Raw genomic sequence first — 19,410 nt, 5'->3', positions numbered from 1 at the left:
TCCTATTTATGAAGACCTACAAAATCGCATGCATTCCCGGTGACGGCATTGGCAAAGAGGTGGTGCCGGCCGGTCAGCAAGTGCTGCAAGCATTGGCTGCGGCCCGCCAAGATTTCAACTTCGAGTTCACCAGCTTTGGCTGGGGCGGCGACTGGTACCGCGCCCATGGCGAGATGATGCCCAAAGACGGCCTCGATGCCCTGCGCCCCATGGATGCCATTTTGTTTGGCTCGGCAGGTGACCCGCACATTCCCGACCACATCACCCTGTGGGGTTTGCGCCTGAAAATTTGCCAAGGCTTTGACCAATACGCCAACGTGCGCCCCACGCGCATCTTGCCCGGCATTGACGCGCCGCTGAAGCGCTGCACAGCCAAAGACCTCGACTGGGTCATCGTGCGCGAAAACTCCGAGGGCGAGTACTCTGGCGTGGGCGGTCGTGCCCACCAAGGCCATCCGATTGAAGTGGCCACCGACGTGTCGATGATGACCCGCGCTGGCGTGGAGCGCATCATGCGTTACGCCTTCAAGCTGGCGCAATCGCGCCCCCGCAAGTTGTTGACCGTGGTCACCAAGTCCAACGCGCAACGCCATGCCATGGTGATGTGGGATGAAATTGCCGTGCAAATCAGCCAAGAGTTTCCCGACGTCAAATGGGACAAAGAACTGGTCGACGCGGCCACGGCCCGCATGGTCAACCGTCCTGCCACGCTGGACACCCTCGTGGCCACCAACTTGCACGCGGACATCTTGAGCGACTTGGCCGCTGCGTTGGCAGGCAGCTTAGGCATCGCCCCAACCGGCAACATTGATCCCGAGCGCCGTTACCCCAGCATGTTCGAGCCCATCCACGGCTCGGCCTTCGACATCATGGGCAAAGGGCTGGCAAACCCTGTAGGCACTTTCTGGAGTTGCGTCATGCTGTTGGAGCATTTGGGCGAGTTCGAGGCTGCGCAAAAACTGATGCATGCCATCGAGCAAGTCACGGCCAACCCTGCTTTGCACACGGGCGACTTGGGCGGCAAGGCCACCACCGAGCAGGTGACACAGGCCGTTTGTGCTTTGATGATTTAACCCTAAAAACTGGAGACAACACCATGCGTTTCAATCTGTCTTTCAAAGTTCTTGCTGCAGCGTCCGCGCTGCTTACCGCGGCTGCGTTTGCTCAGCCTTGCCCCGATAAAAACGTGCAGTACTGGCAGGCCTTCCCACCTGGCGGCGAGTCCGATTTGTCGGCGCGCCACCAGCAAGCAGTGCTGAAAAAGAAGTGCGCAGCCATTGATACCGTGGTGCAGTACAAGGCCGGTGCGGGTGGCGCTTTGATGTGGACACAGATGAACAGCCTGCCTGCCGATGGCGTGAACGTGGTGGGCATCAACTTGCCGCACATCGTGTTTCAGCCCATCGAGGGTCAAGTGCAATACAAGACGGCCGATGTCACGCCTGTGTATTGGTTCCACTACACGCCTGACATCTTGGTGGTGCCTGTCGCCAGCCCCATCAAAACCTTTGCCGAGTTTTTGGCTGCGGTCAAAAAAGAGCCCGGCAAGTTGTCGTTGGGTGGCTCAGGTTTGAACTCGGCCAACCACGCCGCGCATGAGCGTTTGAATGCAGCTTTCAACGTCAAAACCATTTACATCCCTTTCAAAGGCACGGGCGACATGACCACCGCCGTGTTGGGCAGCCAAGTGGATGGCGCCATCACTTACACGCCGTTTGCCATCAACAACAAAACGCGTGTGCGCGCCCTGGCTGTGGCGATGGAGCAGCGTCACCCGCTGATGCCCGATGTGCCCACCTTCAAAGAGTTGGGTGTCAACTGGGTGGACGGGGCCTACCGCGGCATTGGCGTGCCAAAATCAGCCACGCCCGAGCAGCGCAAGCGTTTGTCTGAGCTGTGGGCCAACCTCAACAACGACCCCGAAATGAAAGAACTCGCAGCCAAAAACGGCTTTGAATTGGTCAACATCGGTGTGGACCAAATGGATGCCTTCATGAAAGAACGCACCCAGCTCTACACCGAAGGTGCTGCGCGTTTGGGTCTTGGCAAAAAGTGAGCATCCTCTGACTTCTTCGACCCCTTCTGTTTTTCAGTCGCCTGCAGCTGTGTGCGCACAGCCGCAGGTTTTTTTACGTCAGCTCTACGATGCCGCCGTGCTGCGCGCCTTGCCGCTGCACAACACCGCTGCCTATTTGCCCAAGCCGCCTAAAGGTCGCACCGTGGTGCTGGGTGCGGGCAAAGCGGGTGGTGCCATGGCGCAGGCGGTGGAGGCTTTGTGGCCCGCTGACAAACCGCTGTCGGGTTTGGTGGTCACGCGTTATCACCACATTCCGCCACGTCCTGAAGGTTTGCCTGAGCGCATTGAGGTGGTCGAAGCCTCGCACCCCGTGCCGGATGCGGCAGGCTTAGCGGCTGCCGAACGTATTTTGGAATTGACCCAAGGCTTGACCAAAGACGACTTGGTGTTGTGCTTGATTTCAGGCGGAGGCTCGGCCTTGCTGACCTTGCCCGCCGAGGGCTTGACGCTGGAAGACAAGCAACGCATCAACCGCGACTTGCTCAACAGCGGGGCCAACATTGGCGAAATGAATTGCGTGCGCAAGCATTTGTCGCGCATCAAAGGCGGTCGTTTGGCGGCAGCTTGTGCGCCCGCGCAAGTGGTGACGCTGACCATCAGCGATGTGCCGGGCGACGACCCCTCGGTCATCGCCAGTGGCCCCACCGTGGCCGACCGCACGACCTGCGCAGATGCGTGGGCGATTTTGCAGCGCTACAAAATTGCGGTGCCTGCCGCGATTGAAGCCGCGTTGAAAGCCGGGACTTTAGAAACGCCCAAGCCCAGCCCGCAGTGGGATGAGCAACCGGTTCACCTGATTGCCACGCCCCAGCAGTCGCTCGATGCAGCCGCTGAGCTGGCCCGTGCCGCGGGTTTGAATGCGTATGTTTTGAGCGATGAACTCGAAGGTGAGTCCCGCGAAGTGGGCAAGGTGCATGCCGCTTTGGCCCGCGCTGCGGCGCAGGGCAAAGGCCCGTTTCAAAAGCCCTGTGTCATTTTGAGTGGTGGCGAAACCACGGTCACCATTCGCAAACAGCCAGAGGGAACTCCCAAGGGCCGAGGCGGCCGTGCCGGCGAGTTTTGTTTGGGACTGGCTGTCGCCCTACAAGCGCAAGCGGGGGTGTGGGCCATCGCGGCGGACACCGATGGCATTGACGGCATTGAAGACAACGCCGGTGCCGCCGTGTCACCCGACACCTTGGCGCGCGCAGAGGCGCAAGGCGTGAAACCTGCCAACTGCTTAGACCGTAACGATGCCTACGGTTTTTTCAGCGCGGTGGGCGACTTGGTCATCACCGGCCCCACGCACACCAACGTCAACGACTTTCGGGCGATGCTGGTGCTTTAATCGCACAGGCTGCGAATCGATGGCGGAATGGCCACCGCACGGATGCCAGGCTGCGAGGCGTTGGCACCTTCGCGGTGTGCGGCAAAGATGCGCACCTCGTCGCACGCCATGATCAAGTCTTCGCCACGACGAATTTCGTAGTGCATCACGAAGCTCTTTTCGCGCCATTCGGTGATGCTGGTGTGAATCTCCAGCAAATCGCCATAGCTGGCAGTTTTGACAAAGCGCGCATGGGTGTCGACCAGCGGCGTGCCGATCACGCCCAAGGTTTGCTCGGTCTCGTGCCAAGACGGCACGCCGCATTGCACAAAGAAGTGGCGCGAGGCCGCGTCAATCCAGCGAAAGAAGTTGGGAAACCAGACGATGCGGGCCGGATCGCAGTCGCCAAATTCGACTTTTTGTGGGTAAACAATGGTTTTGCTCATGCTCAGATTGTCTGGCATTTAAGGGGTTTGTCTGGGGCTGGGTGTCGCGGGCACGGCCCTTGCGTGCTGTTAACCTCATGTGCTTCACGAGTTTCGATGTTTTGTCATGTCTAGTCCCCGTTTGTCTCTCGCTCACATCACCAAGCGTTACCCCGCCGTGGTGGCTAACGATGCCGTCAGTTTGACCGTGCAACCCGGCGAAATTCACGCCGTGTTGGGCGAGAACGGTGCGGGTAAGTCGACCTTGATGAAGATCATTTACGGCGCGGTGAAACCCGATGCGGGCGAGATGCGCTTCAACGGCGAGGTGGTGCACATTCGCAACCCGCAAGAGGCGCGTCGTTTGGGCATCAGCATGGTGTTTCAACACTTCAGTTTGTTTGACACGCTCAGCGTGGCTGAGAACGTGTGGCTAGGGTTGGACAAGCATTTCAGTTTGGCCGAGGTCACCCAGCGCATCACCGACACCGCGTCGCAATACGGCTTGGACATTGACCCACAGCGCCTAGTGCACACCTTGAGCGTGGGCGAGATGCAGCGGGTTGAAATCATCCGTGCGTTGTTGACCAACCCCCAGCTCTTGATCTTGGACGAACCCACCTCGGTGTTGACGCCGCAGGCGGTCGAGAAACTGTTTGTGGTGCTGCGCCAACTGGCGTCTGAAGGCCGCAGCATTTTGTACATCAGCCACAAGCTCCACGAAATTCGTGCCTTGTGCACCGCGTGCACGGTGATGCGTGCAGGCCGCGTGACGGGCGTGTGTGACCCGCGCCAAGAAACCAATGCCTCGCTGAGTCAGCTCATGATTGGCAGCTTGCCCCCTGAACTGAATGTGCGCACACACCAGCCCGGCGCAGAGGTGTTGACCGTGCGCGATTTGCGTTTGACGGCGGACGATCCTTTTGGCGTGGACCTCAAAGGCGTCGACTTGCAAGTGCGTGCCGGCGAGGTGGTGGGCATTGCCGGTGTGTCGGGCAATGGTCAGCGCGAGTTGTTGTTTGCCTTGTCGGGGGAAGATCGGCGTGCCCCGCACGACAGCATTGCCTTGGCCGGCCAATCGGTCGGACGATGGAGCCCTGACCAACGCCGAGCCCACGGCCTGCACTTTGTGCCTGAAGAGCGCTTGGGGCGTGGCGCTGTGCCCAGCCTGAGCTTGGCGCAAAACCTGTTGCTCACCCGTCACGAAGCGGTGGCCAGTACGGGTTGGCTCAAAGTCCTGGGTTGGTTGAATTTAAAAACTTTGCAGGCGCAGGCCGAGGCCATCATGGCGCGCTACCAAGTCAAAGCGGGTGGTCCAGATGCGGCGGCGCGTTCGCTCTCGGGTGGTAATTTGCAAAAGTTTTTGATGGGACGCGAGATCGAGGCGGCTCCGAAGCTGTTGATCGTCTCGCAACCCACGTGGGGCGTGGACGTTGGGGCTTCGGCGCAAATTCGCGCCGCATTGCTGGCCTTGCGTGATGCCGGCTGCGCCGTGCTGGTGGTGAGTGAGGAGTTGGACGAATTGTTAGAACTGTCAGACCGTTTGCACGTCATCGCGCATGGCGAGTTGTCGCCCGCGCTGAGTCGTGAAGAAGCCAGCGTGTCACGCATTGGTGCTTGGATGAGTGGCTTGTGGAAAACACCTGCGGCTGCACAACAGGAGGTGGCCCATGTTGCGTCTTGAGCCCCGTGCCCAGCCGTCCACGCTTTGGCGCTACGCCTCACCCGTGTTGGCCTTGGCCATCACCGTGATCTTGGGCATCGGACTCTTCATGGCCTTGGGCAAAGACCCCGTGCGCGGTTTGGGGGTGTTCTTTTGGGAGCCCATCAAGAGCGTGTATGCCTTGTCTGAACTGATGGTCAAAGCCACGCCCTTGCTGTTGATTGCCTTGGGGCTCGCTGTGTGCTTTCGCTCCAACGTGTGGAACATTGGCGCCGAAGGGCAGTTTGTGATGGGCGCGGTGTTTGCCTCTGGGGTTGCCCTGATGGCCGATGCCAACACGGGGCCAGGCTTTTGGGTGTTGATTTTGTTGGCAGGCGTTGTGGGTGGCATGGCGTGGGCCAGCCTCACCGCGGTGTTGCGTGACCGTTTCAATGCCAGCGAGATTTTGGTCAGCCTGATGCTGGTGTACGTGGCTGTGATGGCGCTGAACTACATGGTCTACGGCCCTTGGAAAGACCCTTTGGGCTATAACTTTCCACAAACCAAAACCTTTGATGCCATCACCCAAATTCCCAAACTCATCACGGGCACGCGCGTGAACATTGGTGTGCTGTTGGCGTTGGCCGGGGCTGCTGGCTTGTGGGTGTTTTTGTTTCGCACGCACGCCGGTTTTGCGCAGCAAGTGGGCGGCTTGGCACCCGATGCGGCGCGCTATGCAGGCTTTTCATCGCGCAAGGCGCTGTGGTTGGCGCTGCTGACATCGGGTGCGGCAGCTGGTTTGGCGGGTGGCTTGGAAGTGGCGGGGCCGCTGCGTCAACTCACGCCGTTTGTGCCTGCAGGCTATGGCTTTGCCGCCATCATCGTGGCGTTTGTGGGGCGCTTGCATCCGGTGGGCATGGTCTTGTCGGCGGTGTTGATGAGCATGTTCTACATCGGGGGTGAGCTGGCGCAATCGCGGTTGGGCTTGCCACGTTCGTTGACGGGTGTGTTTCAAGGTTTGTTGCTGTTCACCCTGTTGGCGTGTGACACCTTGATGCAATACCGCGTGCGCTGGGTGTCTCGTGCGTCGCGTTCACGTTCAGAGGGAGCACTGTGATGGAAACCTACGCACTGTTGTGGGCCGCCACCATGAATGCAGGCACTGTTTTGGCGCTGGCATCGTTGGGCTTGTTGATCAATGAAAAAGCAGGCATCGTTAATTTAGGCGCCGAGGGCATGATGCTGTGCGCCGCCATTGCGGGCTTTGCAACGGTGGCCACCACGGGCAGCGACGTGCTGGGCCTCTTGGCTGGCATGGGCGCAGGCGCTTTGATGGCTGCGCTGTTTGGCGTGTTGGTGATTTGGATGAACACCAACCAATACGCCACGGGCTTGGCTTTGAGCTTGTTTGGGGGCGGTTTCTCTGCCTTTGTGGGCGTAAGCTTTGTGCAGGCCAAACTGCCAGAGCGCATGCAGTTTGAGGTGCCCGTGTTGGCCGATCTGCCGTTTGTGGGCCCCGCCTTGTTCAAACACCATCCGCTGGTGTATGGCGCAATTGCGCTGACCTTCGCCTTGATTTATTTCCTCTACCGCACCCGTGCGGGCTTGGTGTTGCGTGCGGTGGGTGAGTCGCCAGAGTCGGCGCACGCCTTAGGTTACCCCGTGCGTCGCATCCGTTTGTTGGCGGTTGTGGCCGGCGGCGCCCTATGCGGTTTGGCAGGGGCTTATATCTCCATCATTTACACACCGCTGTGGGTGGAAGGCATGATCGCGGGCAAAGGCTGGATCGCTTTGGCCCTCACCACCTTCGCCACTTGGCGCCCGGCACGCGTGTTGCTTGGTGCTTATCTGTTTGGTGGTGTGACCATGTTGCAGTTTCATTTGCAGGCGTCGGGCGTGGATGTGCCCAGCCAGTTCTTGAGCATGCTGCCCTACCTCGCCACCATCGTGGTGTTGGCCTTGATCTCGCGCAACCCGCGTTGGTTGCGGGTGAACATGCCCGCCTCGATCGGCAAACCGTTTTTCCCTGGCTCATAATTCGTTCGCTTTTTTCAATGCTTTTTTCAAAGGAAATTTCATGACAGACATGTTCAAACGTCGTTGGATGCACGTTGCAGCTTTGAGCGCTGTGGCAGCTGCTGTGTTGGTCGGCTGTGGCAAAAAAGAAGAAGCTAAACCTGCGGAAGCACCCGCTGCCGCGGCCAAGCCTGAGCCTTTGAAGATTGCATTTGCCTACGTCGGCCCCGTGGGCGACGGCGGTTGGACCTTTGCGCACGACAACGCACGCAAGGCCTTGGAGAAAGAATTCGGCGACAAAATTCAAACCTCGTTCGTTGAGAACGTGCCCGAGTCGGCTGACGCAGAACGCGTGATTCGCGACATGGTTGGCCAAGGCAACAAGCTGGTGTTTGGCACCACCTTTGGCTACATGGAGCCCATGCTCAAAGTGGCGGCTGACACCCCCGACGTGAAGTTCGAACACGCCACAGGCTACAAGCAAGCGACCAACATGCGCACTTACGACAGCCGCACCTACGAAGGCGCGTACATGGCTGGCGTGATCGCGGGCAAGATGACCAAGACCAACACCTTGGGTGTGGTGGCTTCTATCGCGATTCCTGAAGTCATTCGCAACATCAACAGCTTCACCTTGGGCGCTCAGTCCAGCAACCCCAAAGTCAAAACCAAAGTCGTGTGGGTCAACGAGTGGTTCAACCCACCGAAAGAAACAGAAGCTGCCACATCGCTCATCAACGGCGGTGCTGACATCTTGTTCCAAAACACGGACTCTCCTGCTGTGTTGAAAACAGCCCAAGACAAAGGTAAGCGCGCCTTCGGTTGGGACTCCGACATGACCGCCTACGGTCCCAAGGCCCACTTGGCTTCTGCCGTGATCAACTGGACGCCTTACTACATCAACGCCACCCGCGCCGCCTTGGAAGGCAAGTGGACAGGCGGCGGCCACACCTGGTCTGGCGTGAAAGACGGCGCGATTGATATCGTGTCCATCGCTGAAGACGTGCCAGCCGAGACCAAAGCCAAAGTGGAGACCGTCAAAGCTGGTTTGAAAGATGGCAGCTTCGTTATCTGGAAAGGCCCATTGCTCGACAACACAGGCAAAGAAGTGCTGAAGAAAGACGAAGTCGCTGACGACAAGTTCTTGAGCGGTGTTGGCTTCTACGTCAAAGGCGTCGAAGGCAAAGTGCCGGGCGCTAAATAAAACTGTGTAAACAGTTTTCGAAAAAACCACCTTCGGGTGGTTTTTTTTGTTTCTGGCTCGGGTTTTGCTAATTCATTCTTTTAACCGAGAAGGAAGCTAAATCATGCACCACAAACTTGCACTTATCGTTTTTGCAGCCATAGCCGCAACCTCAGCCCAAGCTGCGGATTGGAGCGACACGTCGCTGAGCTTTCGCCACGGCTCTAAATATGCGGAGCCCTTTGGCAGCACCGAGATCACCAAAAATATTTATGGCCTCACGCACGCAAGTGGTTACAAGTACGGCTCTAACTTCTTCAACGTCGATTTGTTGTTGTCCAACAAAAACGACCCTTCCAGTGCAGGTTCCACCGACGGTGCACGCGAGGTGTACGTGGTGTATCGCAATACCTTAGATTTGGAAAAGGTCACGGGCAAGTCATTCAAATCAGGCGTTGTCCGTGGTTTGGGCGTGACGGCTGGTTTTGACTTCAACACCAAAACCGACGCGGGCTACAACTCGAAGAAGGAAATGCTGGTGGTGGGCCCAACCTTGATGCTGGATGTGCCTGGCTTTTTGAACGTGAGTTTGTTGGCATTGGCTGAAAGCAATGCGCCTTACAGCACCTTCACCAGCACTGCGACACCACGTTACAGCTATGACACCCATCCCATGATCGGTTTGTCATGGGGTATTCCATTCAGCGTGGCCTCTGTTACTTTGTCGTTTGAAGGTTTTGCAAACTTTATTGCGGCCAAAGGTAAGAACGAGTTTGGTGGCGATACCGCTGCTGAAACCAACATCGACATGCAAGTGATGTACGACATGAGCGCCGCTGTGAACGCCAGCAAGAACACACTCAAAGTAGGCGTGGAATACCAATACTGGAAAAACAAATTTGGTAACCCTACGACTGCAGCGATTGGTGCTGGTCAAGCGGGTCCAGGCGCAACGGCTAAAACTCCGATGCTGCGTGCTGAATACCACTTCTAATCCAAGTGCGATTCAACAAAAAGGCCACCTTCGGGTGGCCTTTTTTTCGTCTTTAAAGAAAGTAAATCACTTCACCCAAGGCGTGATGGCCGGAACCGCACACGGCCCTTCCACAGAGATGGACTCAAAGTCTGCAGGCCCCACGATTTCCAAGTACTCCATATCGGGCGAGTAGTCGAACAGGTAGTGCACGATGCCCGGGCGCTGGTGCACGCAGTCGCCGGCAGACACCAGCGTGGGTGTCTCGCCATACATAAAGCGCGCCCAGCCTTTGAGCATGATGACGATTTGAAATTCGGCCACGTGGTAGTGCCAGCCTGTGCCGTTGTCGGGCGGCATGTTGGCTTTGGCGATGTGGGCAATCACCTTGCCGCGTGTGGCTTTGGCAACGCCCAAATCACGGTACACAAAGAAGTCGCGCAAGCCACCGGGTAAGAACTGGGTGTCTTCGGGTTTGACGTGCGAGAAATCGGTGTTGCTCTCGTAGGCAATGGTTTTAGAAACGGCGGTAGGCATGGTTAAAACTCCACTTCAAGTTCTTCAATATCGTCAGGCTCTGCAGTTGCGGCTGCCATCCACTCCTTCATCTCGGGCATCGACAAAATGGTTTTGCAGTACGCCTCGCACACAGGGTCGAGGGCAATGCCATAGGTGATGAAGCGCGTCACCACAGGCGCGAACATGCAGTCTGCAAGCGTGGGTTTCTTGCCAAATAAAAACGGGCCTTTGTAGGTGGTGAGGCAGTCGCGCCAGATGAAGAGCACGCGATCAATGTCGAGTTGTGCTTTGGACCACACCTTGAATTTGTTGAAACGACCTTTGATGTTCATGGGCAACGAGGCACGCAGGGCTGAAAACCCCGAATGCATCTCGCCACAAATGGACCGGCAATGTGCGCGGTGCACCGCGTTGGTGGGCAGCAGCGCTGCTTTTGGTGCGATCTCGTTGAGGTACTCGCCGATGGCTAGGGTGTCCCACACCTTCGCTTTGCCGTGTTCTAAGCAAGGCACAAGGATGGAAGGCGAGAGCAATAAAAGTTCTGCGCGTGCATCGACGTTGTCGGTTGCCACAGGTACTTCCTCGAAGGACAGCCCTGCGAGCTTGACCATCAGCCAGCCTCGCAGTGACCAAGAGGAGTAGTTCTTGCTGCTGAGGGTGAGCGTCGTCTTGGCCATGGTGTTTGATCTTTGTGCTGTGAGGTGTGACTCAAACCTTGCAAAAGATATGCCATGCGTGGCACGGCTCTTGCACCAGCGATGTGAGATACACAGCACCTGCGGGTGATGAAAGAGGCCGCGATGATTTATCAGAACTACCAAGTGGTGGCAGACCTGTCAGACCCCATCCGAAAATTTGCAGAGCATGCGCGTGACATCAGCCTGACGTGGTTCGATGGCCAGCGCATCACACCTTTGCAGCGCATGGCGGCCTATTACGAGCAGATCGCGCTGCTGGGTTTCACGCATGTGCGCCCTGAATTCAACATCGAACCCGTGGTGAACGCGAGAGGTGTGGCCGTGCCTGTGCGCGAGAGCCGGGTGTACGGCACACCGTTTTGCGACCTCATGTGTTTCAAACGCGAAGACGCGGTGGATTTGCCCAAGGTCTTGTTGGTCGCCCCCATGTCTGGACACTTCGCCACCTTGCTGCGCGGCACGGTACAGACCTTGGTGCAAGACCACGAGGTGTACCTGACCGATTGGCGCAACATCCGCGACATACCGATGAGCGAAGGTGTTTTTGGTTTGGATGAATACATCGAACACATCATTTGGTTCATGCAGCACTTGGGGCCGAACACCCATTTGATGGGCGTGTGTCAGCCCACTGTGGCGTGCTTGGCGGCGACGGCCGTGATGGCTGAAGACCGTAGCGACTGCCAGCCTGCTTCTCTGACCTTGATGGCCGGCCCGATTGATACGCGCGTCAACCCGACGCAAGTGAACGAGTTGGCGATGACTCAGCCGATTGAGTGGTTTGAGCAAAAACTCGTGGGCATGGTGCCCTTGCATTTCAAAGGCGTGGGGCGGCGTGTGTACCCCGGCTTCATGCAGCTGATGGCGTTTTTGAATATGAACTTAGACCGCCATCGCCAGTCGTTCAAAACGCTGTATGAACACCGCGTGAACGGTGAAGACGAAAAAGCTGATTTGATTCGCGACTTCTACAAAGAGTATTTCGCCATCATGGATCTGTCGGGGCCGTTCTATTTAGAGACCGTGAAGAACGTGTTTCAAGAACACTTGCTGCCCAAGGGCTTGCTCACCTACAAGGGCCGACCTTTGAATATGAAGGCCATTCGCAAAACGTTTTTGCTGACCGTTGAGGGCGAGCGTGATGACATTTGCGGCATGGGTCAAACGCTGGCAGCACAAGACCTGTGCAGCGTCTTGCCGGCTTATCGAAAAACGCACCACCTGCAAGCAGGTGTGGGCCACTATGGGGTGTTCAACGGCCGCCGTTGGGAGGCTCAGATTTATCCTGTGGTGCGCAACATGATCCGCTCTGCCACGTGATGGCTGCTTTCACGGTCTTTAACTAGGACTTGGCACAAGCCTTGCATTCGATCTTGAATACAAGATGGGATGCACAAACATGGTGTCACGGCAATTCACAGCAATCACACGCAGCACAGACGCTGAGCTAGCGCACGTCGGTGATGCCGCATGGATCACGCGCATCGCGCACGCCGAAAACGCGCAGGGCAATACATCTGTGAAAAGTGCTGGACCTTTGCACGGCCTGCGCTTCGCTGTGAAAGACAACATGGATGTGTTGGGCCTCACCACCACAGCAGGCTGCCCAGCATTCGCCTATGCCGCGCGTGAAGATGCGCAGGTGGTGCATCGCTTGCTAGATGCAGGCGCAGTTCTAGAAGGCAAAACCAACCTCGATCAATTCGCCTGCGGGCTCAACGGCACGCGCTCGCCGTATGGGGCTGTGCCCAACGCGTTCAATCCAGCTTATGTGTCGGGGGGCTCTAGTTCAGGCTCTGCCTATGTGGTGGCGACGGGGCAGGTGGACTTTGCATTGGGCACCGACACCGCAGGCTCTGGCCGTGTGCCCGCTGGCCTGAACAACATCGTGGGGCTGAAGCCATCGCGTGGTTTGATTTCTGCGCGGGGCGTGGTGCCTGCAGCCCAAAACGTGGACTGTGTGTCCATCTTTGCACGCACGGTGGCAGTGGCTGCTGACGCCTTGCGTGCCTGCATGGGCTATGACGAGGCGGACCCGTTTTCGTGTCGCGTACCCATGGCGTCTCAAGCCTTACCCGCTCGCTTTCGCTTTGGTGTGCCCAACGCTTTGAACTTCTTTGGCGACGCTTTGGCAGAGGCGGCCTTTGCGCAGGCGATCCAAAACCTCACACGTTTAGGTGGCCAAGCCGTCACCATCGATTACGCACCTTTGTCGCAAGCAGCCAACATGCTGTACGAGAGCGCCTTGGTCAGCCAACGCTACGCCGCGATACAGCCTTTTTTTGATGCCCATGAAGCAGACGTGATCGAACCCGTACGCAGCATCATTGCCAAAGGTCGTCAGTACAGCGCGGCAGACTACATCCACGCAGAGATCGAACTCAAGCGCCTTGAGAAACAAGCCGAACGCATGTGGCAACACATGGACGTGTTGCTCGTGCCCACTGCGCCCACGCATTACACGATCGCCCAAATGCAGGCCGACCCTGTGGTGTGCAACCGCAACTTGGGGCAGTACACCAACTTCGTCAATTTGTTTGACTACGCCGCGTTGTCTGTGCCCAGCCAAATTCGCCCTGATGGTTTGCCGTTTGGCATCACCTTGATTGGTCGTGCAGGCAGCGATTGGCAGTTGGCCGACTTAGGCCAGCGCTACCACCACGCGACGGGCTTGTTGCAAGGTGCCACCGATGTGTCATTGCCTGAGCCGCGTGCCATGGCCGAGTTGCAAACAGCAGCCACCGTTCGCGTGGCCGTGGTCGGGGCGCACCTCAGTGGCATGCCTTTGAATACACAGCTAACCGAACGCGGTGCGCGATTGGTGGGCCCCGCGCACACGGCACCCGACTACCGTTTCTTTGCCTTGCCCAACGCACAGCCTCCTAAGCCAGGCTTGTTGCGTGTGCAGACAGGGCAGGGGGCACCCATTGCTTTGGAAATCTGGGAAATGCCCGTGGCCCATTACGGCTCGTTTGTGGCGTTGATTCCAGCGCCGCTTGGCATTGGCACTTTGGAACTCGCCGACGGTTCGACCGTGCAAGGTTTTCTGTGTGAGCCCCAAGCCTTGATCGCCGCGACAGACATCACTCATTTCGGCGGTTGGCGCGCTTACATCGCGAGCCTTGCCAAAACACTCACTTGATTTTTTCATTCACTTTTTTTCATCCACGTCTAGGAGCTTTTCATGACTGCCAACCTCAACACCACAGACACCCAAGTCGCCACCTCGCGTCGCAAGCTGTTCCAAGCCGGTGCAGCCACAGCTGCGTTAGGCGTTTTCGGTGCGCCTGCCATCGTGCGTGCACAAAGCGCCCCCAAGATTCGCATTGGCTACTGGCCCATTGCAGCAGGCTTGCCTTTTTATGCCGCGTTGGAAAAAGGCTATTTCAAAGAAGCCGGGCTCGACGTGGAGGGCATCAAGTTCGCTGGCGCCGCACAGATCATGGAAGCCATGTTGGCCGGGCGTTGTGATGGCAGTGCCAACGGCACCGGATCGGCCAACCTGGCGATTGGTGAATTGGCCGCGCCCGGCACCTTCAAGATCTTTGCCTCGAATCCCAGCAACGCGACACATGTGTTGGACGAGTTCCTGGTGCCCTTGGCCAGCCCCGTCAAAACCATGGCGGAGCTCAAAGGCAAAAAAGTGGCCTCTGGCCCCGGCATTCAAAACTTGACCTTGGCCCGAACTGTTTTAGAGCGTGCGGGTGCTACGGGTGCCACGGTCATCGAGTTGCCCATCAGCCAACACGTCGCGGCCTTGGCCGCAGGGCAAGTCGATGCGGTGTACACCTTGGAGCCCACAGGCACCATTGGTCGCTTGAACAACACCACCCGCGTGCTGGAGGCGGGCGTGATCTCTAAATATATCTTGGGCGATGCGATGGCACCTTGGTTTGGTGGCTCTGCGTCATTGACCGCCGAGTTTGTGAAGAAGTACCCCGTTGAAACGAAGAAGTTCGTCACCGCTTACGCCAAAGGCATTGCCTATGTGCGCAGCAATGGTGCGGAATCTCGCCAATACCTCAAGGGCTACACCGCCATCGAAGGTGCGTTGACTGCCGAGGTGCCCATGGCCGCTTACACCATGTACAACGAGTTCACGGCCAAGGACATTGCGTACTTCCAGAAGTTCTTTGACTTGTTCTCAGACAAGGGCATCTTCCCCTCGCGTCTGTTGGTCGACTCCATGCTCTACAAAGGCTAAACCATGCACGAAGCCTCCACCGCTGTCTTCATGAACGCCGCACAAAAGGGCTTGGCGTCGCCCGTGCCAAACGTGGTTCCAACGGTCAGCCGATGGAGCCCATGGCGCTTGATGCCGATGCTGGGCCCCTTGGTGTTGTTCATCATTTGGGATCTGGTGGTGCGCTTCAAGCTGATACCGCCCATCTTGTTGCCCTCACCATGGACCACGCTCAGCACGCTGTTCGTGGGCATGGCGGGTGGCAGCTTGTCGGGCGACTTCGCCTACACCTTGATCCGCACCTTAGAGGCTTTTTTGATTGCCGCCGTGGTGGGTGTGCCTGTGGGTGTGTTGCTCGGTAGCAATGAGCGGGCTTACCGCAGTGTGGAGTTTGTGATTGATTTCTTTCGCTCCACACCGTCGTCGGCGTTGATTCCCTTGTTCTTGATGATCTTTGGTGTGTCCGACATCAACAAGGTGGCCATTGCTGCATTTGGTGCGCTGCTGATTGTGTTGTTCAACAGCGCTTATGGCGTGATCAATGCGCGCAAGCAACGCGTCATGGCCGCCAAGGTGATGGGGGCCACGCGTTGGCAAATCTTCAAAGATGTGCTGATTTGGGAAAGCTTGCAACCCACGTTTGTGGGCTTGCGCAGCGCGGTGTCGATGTCTTTGGTGATTGTCATCGTGGCTGAGATGTTCATTGGCTCTGAGCGTGGCTTGGGCCACCGCATCATCGACTCGCAGCAGGTGATGAATGTGCGTGACATGTATGCCTCCATCTTGGCGGCAGGCGCTTTGGGCTATGTGTTGAACATTGTGTTTTTGGTGCTTGAAAAACGCATCGTCCATTGGAGCGGAAGATAACTATGAGCGTCGTCCTCAACCCCATGATGGCACCCGATCCAGCACCCGCACCTTTTGTGCCGGGTCCTGCGGGCACCCACATCACCATCCGCAACATGACCAAGTACTTTGCGGGTTGGCCGCTGTATGAGAACTTCAACTTGGACATTCCCAAGAACAAGATCGTCTCGGTATTTGGCCCCAACGGTTGCGGCAAGAGCACCTTGATCAACATGATCGCGGGCTTGATTCCGATCGACAGTGGTGAGATTTTGTTTGATGGCAAATCATTGAGCGAAACCAAAATTGGTTATGTGTTCCAAAACTACCGCGAAGCCATGTTCCCGTGGATGCGCACCATCGACAACATCGCTTATCCGCTGAAGCTCGAAGGCAAGTCCAAAGCCGAAGTGGCGCAGCGCATGGACGAGTTGGTGGCTTCGTTCGATGTGAAGTTTGACCTCAACCGCTACCCGTATGAATTGTCGGGCGGCCAGCAACAAACGGCGTCCATCATGCGGGCCTTGGCACCCAAGCCCGAAGTGCTGTTTTTGGATGAGCCATTTTCTGCATTGGACTTTGAGATGACTTTGTTCATCCGCGAAAAACTGCAAGACGTCTTCATGCAAACCGGCACCACCATGCTGCTGGTGTCGCATGACTTGGAAGAGGCCGTCTATTTGGCAGACCAAATTTTGTTGCTCACCAAGCGGCCCACCCAAGTGGCGGAAATTTTGGATTACAACGATGCGCGTCCGCGCACCATCGAAACGCTGACCCAACCCAGCTTCATCGATGCCAAAAAACTCAGCCTTGAAATCTTTCAACGTGAGGTACGCAAATGACAGAGCAAGACACCTTGGCCTTTGTGCTCATCAACGCCAAGACCCTCAGCATTCCGTTAGAGGCTGAGCGCGCAGCGCGTGTGGCTGCCCATCTGCATCGCACCGTGGCCATGGCTCAGATGTTGGAAGGTGCGCACCTCACGCCTGCCGATGAACCCGCCGAAATCTTTTGCCCCAAGCCGCACTGACCATGGATACACAACAACTTTCCACCGAGGCCGTGGCCCAAGGCATTGCCAAGGGCCAGTTCACCGCCAGCGAGATGTTGGCGGCATACATACAGCGCATTGAAGGAACCGATGCACAAGTCAACGCCTTCACCACGCCGTGCTTTGAACGTGCAGCGCAAGAGGCCAAAGCCATTGACCAACGCCGTGCGCGGGGTGAGACCTTGCCGCCTTTGGCGGGTGTGCCTTATGCGGTGAAGAACCTGTACGACATCCAAGGCACGGTCACCTTGGCGGGGTCGGCCGTGAATCAAACCAACCCACCCGCTGAAGCTGACGCCTTCTTGGTGCAGCAAATGCAAGCAGCGGGTGCCGTGTTGGTGGGCGCCTTGAACATGGACGAGTTCGCCTATGGCTTCACCACTGAGAACACGCACTACGGCCCGAGTCACAACCCGCACGACCTCTCTCGCATTGCTGGGGGCTCTTCGGGCGGATCGGGCGCAGCCGTGGCAGCACGGCAAGTGCCGTTGTCGCTGGGCTCCGACACCAACGGCTCCATTCGCGTGCCCGCCTCGTTGTGTGGCGTGTGGGGCTTGAAGCCCACCTTTGGCCGCTTGTCACGACGCGGCACCTACCCGTTCGTGCACAGCATTGACCATCTCGGGCCGTTTGCTGATTCGCTGCAAGGCTTGGGCTTGGCTTATGACGCCTTGCAAGGGGTGGATGCGCTTGACCCAGGCTGCCACGCCAAACGTGTGGAGCCCGTGTCCTCGACCTTGCACCAAGGCCTGCATGGTTTGCGCATCGGTGTGTTGGATGGCTACTTTCACGACTTCGCGACGGCACCCGCACGACAGGTGGTGCAAGACGCTGCCCATGCTTTAGGGGTGACACAAACAGTGTCTTGGCCTGAAGCCGCCATGGCCCGTGCGGCAGCCTTCATCATCACGGCCAGCGAAGGCGGGCAGTTGCACCTGGACCATTTGCGCACCCAGGCCGATGCGATGGAGCCTTTGTCGGTCGACCGTTTCATCGCTGGGGCATTACAGCCCGCGGCTTGGTATGTGCAGGCGCAGCGCTTTCGGCGCGTGTACCGCGAGAAAGTGAATGCCTTGTTTGAAGATTGGGACGTGTTGTTGACACCCGCCACACCCGTGAGTGCAAACACCATTGGCACCGAATGGCTGGACCTGAACGGTCAACAATTGCCCAGCCGTGCGGCCATGGGTTTGCTCACGCAACCCATTTCATTTGCAGGCTGCCCAGTGGTGGTGGCACCCATGTGGCCCAACGGCACCGCGGGCATGCCCATCGGCGTGCAAGTGATTGCCGCGCCTTGGCGTGAAGAGGCTGCATTTCGTGTGGCCCATGTGCTGTCGCAAAGTGGTGCAGCAGGTTTGAAGAAAGTAGGGTTTTAAATGGACATCAACTTACCCGAGGTGGTCGCTGAGGTCAGTGCTGCCTTTGAGCGCTACGAACATGCCTTGGTGCACAACGAGGTGGAGGTGTTGGATGAGCTGTTTCACAACAGCCCCCACACCTTGCGTTACGGTGCGACCGAGAATTTGGTTGGCTATGACGCTATCAAAGAGTTTCGAGCCTGCCGACCCTCGCAAGGTTTGCAGCGCGAGCGCATGAACATCGTCATCACCACCTACGGCCAAGACTTCGCCACGGCCAACACCGAATTTCGACGGGTGGGCAGCGAACGGACCGGTCGCCAAAGCCAAACATGGGTGCGCACGCCTGAAGGTTGGCGGGTGGTGGCCGCACACGTCAGCTTGTTGGCATGAGTGCCAAGCATCCGGTGCGTGACCCTTCGCGCGCGGATGCGGTGTACGCGCAACTCAAGCGCGATATTTCAGAATTTCGATGGTTGCCGGGTGACCGCTTCACCGAGATGGAAGTGTGCGATCGACATCAGGTCTCACGCACCCCCGTTCGGCAAGCGCTGTTTCGTCTGCAGCAAGAAGGCTTTGTGGATGTGCACTTTCGCAGTGGCTGGGAAGTCAAGCCGTTTGACTTTGAAACGTTTGACCACCTCTACGATTTGCGTATCGTGATCGAAACCACGGCCGTACAACGCTTGTGCCAGCCCGACGCACACGCTGTTGATCTGCGGGTGTTGGCTGAACAAGCCCGCATTTGGATGGTGGACGAGCACGCGCGGTGCACCGACCGTGCGTGCGTGGCGCAATGGGACGAGGCATTTCACATGGATTTGGTGCAAGCCAGTGGCAATCCAGAAATGCAGCGCGTGCACCGCGAGATCACTGAGCGCATTCGCAGCGTGCGCCGTCTGGACTTCACCTTGCAAGACCGCATCCAAGCTACGTACGTCGAACACGCGCGAATTTTGCAGGCGGTGCTGACGCAGCAAGCCGATGCCGTCAAAGCCTTGCTGACCGCGCACATTCAAACCAGTCAGTCGCAGGTGCGCAACATCACCTTGCACCAAATACAACAAGCACGGCGATTGACAGCTGACTGATGGGGGCTGTGCATTGCACACAACTTGTGTGCAATG

20 protein-coding genes are annotated in these 19,410 nt (G+C 57.6%); 17 read left to right on the top strand and 3 right to left on the bottom strand.

Translation table 11 applies throughout. The features are described from left to right. Nucleotides 1-8: 8 nt before the first annotated feature. The 3 genes from C5F52_RS23065 to C5F52_RS23055 are packed head-to-tail and all read left to right on the top strand — an operon-like array spanning nt 9 to nt 3,404. Nucleotides 9-1,073: a tartrate dehydrogenase gene (locus C5F52_RS23065; protein WP_104800695.1), complete on the top strand. Its 1,065-nt coding sequence runs from the start codon at nt 9-11 to the stop codon at nt 1,071-1,073. A gap of 23 nt (nt 1,074-1,096) precedes the next feature. Beyond that, nucleotides 1,097-2,056 (top strand): tripartite tricarboxylate transporter substrate binding protein, encoded by a 960-nt coding sequence (locus tag C5F52_RS23060; protein WP_104800694.1) that lies wholly within the window; start codon nt 1,097-1,099, stop codon nt 2,054-2,056. Between the two features lie 7 nt (nt 2,057-2,063). Then, complete coding sequence (locus C5F52_RS23055) at nt 2,064-3,404, top strand: glycerate kinase (RefSeq protein WP_104800754.1); 1,341 nt, start codon at nt 2,064-2,066, stop codon at nt 3,402-3,404. On the opposite strand, the gene C5F52_RS23050 is transcribed toward C5F52_RS23055, so the two are convergent. Beyond that, nucleotides 3,401-3,829 (bottom strand): thioesterase family protein, encoded by a 429-nt coding sequence (locus C5F52_RS23050; RefSeq protein WP_104800753.1) that lies wholly within the window; start codon nt 3,827-3,829, stop codon nt 3,401-3,403. The two genes, C5F52_RS23055 and C5F52_RS23050, sit on opposite strands and share 4 nt — an antisense overlap. 106 nt (nt 3,830-3,935) lie before the next feature. Between C5F52_RS23050 and C5F52_RS23045 the strand changes: the two genes are divergently transcribed. The 5 genes from C5F52_RS23045 (at nt 3,936) to C5F52_RS23025 (ending at nt 9,643) form a co-directional block, all read left to right on the top strand. Then, nucleotides 3,936-5,492, top strand: coding sequence for an ABC transporter ATP-binding protein (locus tag C5F52_RS23045; RefSeq protein WP_104800693.1), 1,557 nt, complete (start codon nt 3,936-3,938; stop codon nt 5,490-5,492). Then, complete coding sequence (locus C5F52_RS23040; RefSeq protein ID WP_104800692.1) at nt 5,479-6,567, top strand: ABC transporter permease; 1,089 nt, start codon at nt 5,479-5,481, stop codon at nt 6,565-6,567. The genes C5F52_RS23045 and C5F52_RS23040 overlap by 14 nt, the downstream gene beginning before the upstream one ends. Then, the gene (locus tag C5F52_RS23035; protein WP_104800691.1) at nt 6,567-7,487 is read left to right on the top strand and encodes an ABC transporter permease; all 921 of its coding nucleotides are present in this window, start codon (nt 6,567-6,569) and stop codon (nt 7,485-7,487) included. Before C5F52_RS23040 ends, C5F52_RS23035 begins: the two co-directional genes overlap by 1 nt. Nucleotides 7,488-7,527: 40 nt before the next feature. Continuing rightward, nucleotides 7,528-8,670, top strand: coding sequence for a BMP family ABC transporter substrate-binding protein (locus C5F52_RS23030; protein WP_104800690.1), 1,143 nt, complete (start codon nt 7,528-7,530; stop codon nt 8,668-8,670). A gap of 103 nt (nt 8,671-8,773) precedes the next feature. After that, nucleotides 8,774-9,643, top strand: a complete 870-nt coding sequence (locus C5F52_RS23025) for an outer envelope protein (RefSeq protein ID WP_104800689.1) — start codon at nt 8,774-8,776, stop codon at nt 9,641-9,643. A 66-nt stretch (nt 9,644-9,709) separates the two neighbouring features. On the opposite strand, the gene C5F52_RS23020 is transcribed toward C5F52_RS23025, so the two are convergent. Continuing rightward, the gene (locus C5F52_RS23020; protein WP_369953961.1) at nt 9,710-10,159 is read right to left on the bottom strand and encodes a cupin domain-containing protein; all 450 of its coding nucleotides are present in this window, start codon (nt 10,157-10,159) and stop codon (nt 9,710-9,712) included. A 2-nt stretch (nt 10,160-10,161) separates the two neighbouring features. Next, nucleotides 10,162-10,818, bottom strand: a complete 657-nt coding sequence (locus C5F52_RS23015) for a glutathione S-transferase family protein (RefSeq protein WP_104800688.1) — start codon at nt 10,816-10,818, stop codon at nt 10,162-10,164. A gap of 123 nt (nt 10,819-10,941) precedes the next feature. On the opposite strand from C5F52_RS23015, the gene C5F52_RS23010 reads away from it, so the two are divergent. The 9 genes from C5F52_RS23010 to C5F52_RS22970 all read left to right on the top strand — a co-directional run bounded on the left by C5F52_RS23010 (nt 10,942) and on the right by C5F52_RS22970 (nt 19,374). Then, nucleotides 10,942-12,159, top strand: a complete 1,218-nt coding sequence (locus tag C5F52_RS23010) for a polyhydroxyalkanoate depolymerase (RefSeq protein ID WP_104800751.1) — start codon at nt 10,942-10,944, stop codon at nt 12,157-12,159. A 79-nt stretch (nt 12,160-12,238) separates the two neighbouring features. Continuing rightward, entirely contained in the window at nt 12,239-13,981 is a 1,743-nt protein-coding gene (atzF, locus tag C5F52_RS23005; RefSeq protein ID WP_104800687.1) for an allophanate hydrolase, read from the top strand. A 42-nt stretch (nt 13,982-14,023) separates the two neighbouring features. Then, nucleotides 14,024-15,043 (top strand): ABC transporter substrate-binding protein, encoded by a 1,020-nt coding sequence (locus tag C5F52_RS23000; protein WP_104800686.1) that lies wholly within the window; start codon nt 14,024-14,026, stop codon nt 15,041-15,043. Nucleotides 15,044-15,154: 111 nt separating this feature from the next. Then, entirely contained in the window at nt 15,155-15,889 is a 735-nt protein-coding gene (locus C5F52_RS22995) for an ABC transporter permease (RefSeq protein WP_369806871.1), read from the top strand. A gap of 2 nt (nt 15,890-15,891) precedes the next feature. Continuing rightward, on the top strand, nt 15,892-16,713 hold the full coding sequence (locus tag C5F52_RS22990; RefSeq protein ID WP_104800685.1) for an ABC transporter ATP-binding protein: 822 nt from the start codon (nt 15,892-15,894) through the stop codon (nt 16,711-16,713). After that, nucleotides 16,710-16,901, top strand: a complete 192-nt coding sequence (locus C5F52_RS22985; protein WP_104800684.1) for an AtzG-like protein — start codon at nt 16,710-16,712, stop codon at nt 16,899-16,901. The genes C5F52_RS22990 and C5F52_RS22985 overlap by 4 nt, the downstream gene beginning before the upstream one ends. Nucleotides 16,902-16,903: 2 nt before the next feature. Continuing rightward, a complete protein-coding gene (locus C5F52_RS22980; protein ID WP_104800683.1) occupies nt 16,904-18,301 on the top strand; it encodes an AtzE family amidohydrolase in 1,398 nt (465 codons plus the stop codon). Continuing rightward, the gene (hpxZ, locus tag C5F52_RS22975; RefSeq protein WP_104800682.1) at nt 18,302-18,676 is read left to right on the top strand and encodes an oxalurate catabolism protein HpxZ; all 375 of its coding nucleotides are present in this window, start codon (nt 18,302-18,304) and stop codon (nt 18,674-18,676) included. Next, the gene (locus C5F52_RS22970) at nt 18,673-19,374 is read left to right on the top strand and encodes a GntR family transcriptional regulator (RefSeq protein ID WP_104800681.1); all 702 of its coding nucleotides are present in this window, start codon (nt 18,673-18,675) and stop codon (nt 19,372-19,374) included. The genes hpxZ and C5F52_RS22970 overlap by 4 nt, the downstream gene beginning before the upstream one ends. Nucleotides 19,375-19,410 lie beyond the last annotated feature (36 nt).

This window comes from Limnohabitans sp. TS-CS-82 (assembly GCF_002943475.1).
Note: the sequence above shows the minus strand (reverse complement) of the source record. Positions and strands in the feature narration are given on the sequence as shown.

Bases quoted from the DNA above. Each gene is read 5' to 3' on its own strand.
- C5F52_RS23065 (WP_104800695.1), top strand. From the start codon at position 9: ATGAAGACCTACAAAATCGCATGCATTCCCGGTGACGGCATTGGCAAA.
- C5F52_RS23060 (WP_104800694.1), top strand. From the start codon at position 1,097: ATGCGTTTCAATCTGTCTTTCAAAGTTCTTGCTGCAGCGTCCGCGCTG.
- C5F52_RS23050 (WP_104800753.1), bottom strand. From the start codon at position 3,829: ATGAGCAAAACCATTGTTTACCCACAAAAAGTCGAATTTGGCGACTGC.
- C5F52_RS23045 (WP_104800693.1), top strand. From the start codon at position 3,936: ATGTCTAGTCCCCGTTTGTCTCTCGCTCACATCACCAAGCGTTACCCC.
- C5F52_RS23040 (WP_104800692.1), top strand. From the start codon at position 5,479: ATGTTGCGTCTTGAGCCCCGTGCCCAGCCGTCCACGCTTTGGCGCTAC.
- C5F52_RS23035 (WP_104800691.1), top strand. From the start codon at position 6,567: ATGGAAACCTACGCACTGTTGTGGGCCGCCACCATGAATGCAGGCACT.
- C5F52_RS23030 (WP_104800690.1), top strand. From the start codon at position 7,528: ATGACAGACATGTTCAAACGTCGTTGGATGCACGTTGCAGCTTTGAGC.
- C5F52_RS23025 (WP_104800689.1), top strand. From the start codon at position 8,774: ATGCACCACAAACTTGCACTTATCGTTTTTGCAGCCATAGCCGCAACC.
- C5F52_RS23020 (WP_369953961.1), bottom strand. From the start codon at position 10,159: ATGCCTACCGCCGTTTCTAAAACCATTGCCTACGAGAGCAACACCGAT.
- C5F52_RS23015 (WP_104800688.1), bottom strand. From the start codon at position 10,818: ATGGCCAAGACGACGCTCACCCTCAGCAGCAAGAACTACTCCTCTTGG.
- C5F52_RS23010 (WP_104800751.1), top strand. From the start codon at position 10,942: ATGATTTATCAGAACTACCAAGTGGTGGCAGACCTGTCAGACCCCATC.
- atzF (WP_104800687.1), top strand. From the start codon at position 12,239: ATGGTGTCACGGCAATTCACAGCAATCACACGCAGCACAGACGCTGAG.
- C5F52_RS23000 (WP_104800686.1), top strand. From the start codon at position 14,024: ATGACTGCCAACCTCAACACCACAGACACCCAAGTCGCCACCTCGCGT.
- C5F52_RS22995 (WP_369806871.1), top strand. From the start codon at position 15,155: ATGCCGATGCTGGGCCCCTTGGTGTTGTTCATCATTTGGGATCTGGTG.
- C5F52_RS22990 (WP_104800685.1), top strand. From the start codon at position 15,892: ATGAGCGTCGTCCTCAACCCCATGATGGCACCCGATCCAGCACCCGCA.
- C5F52_RS22985 (WP_104800684.1), top strand. From the start codon at position 16,710: ATGACAGAGCAAGACACCTTGGCCTTTGTGCTCATCAACGCCAAGACC.
- C5F52_RS22980 (WP_104800683.1), top strand. From the start codon at position 16,904: ATGGATACACAACAACTTTCCACCGAGGCCGTGGCCCAAGGCATTGCC.
- hpxZ (WP_104800682.1), top strand. From the start codon at position 18,302: ATGGACATCAACTTACCCGAGGTGGTCGCTGAGGTCAGTGCTGCCTTT.
- C5F52_RS22970 (WP_104800681.1), top strand. From the start codon at position 18,673: ATGAGTGCCAAGCATCCGGTGCGTGACCCTTCGCGCGCGGATGCGGTG.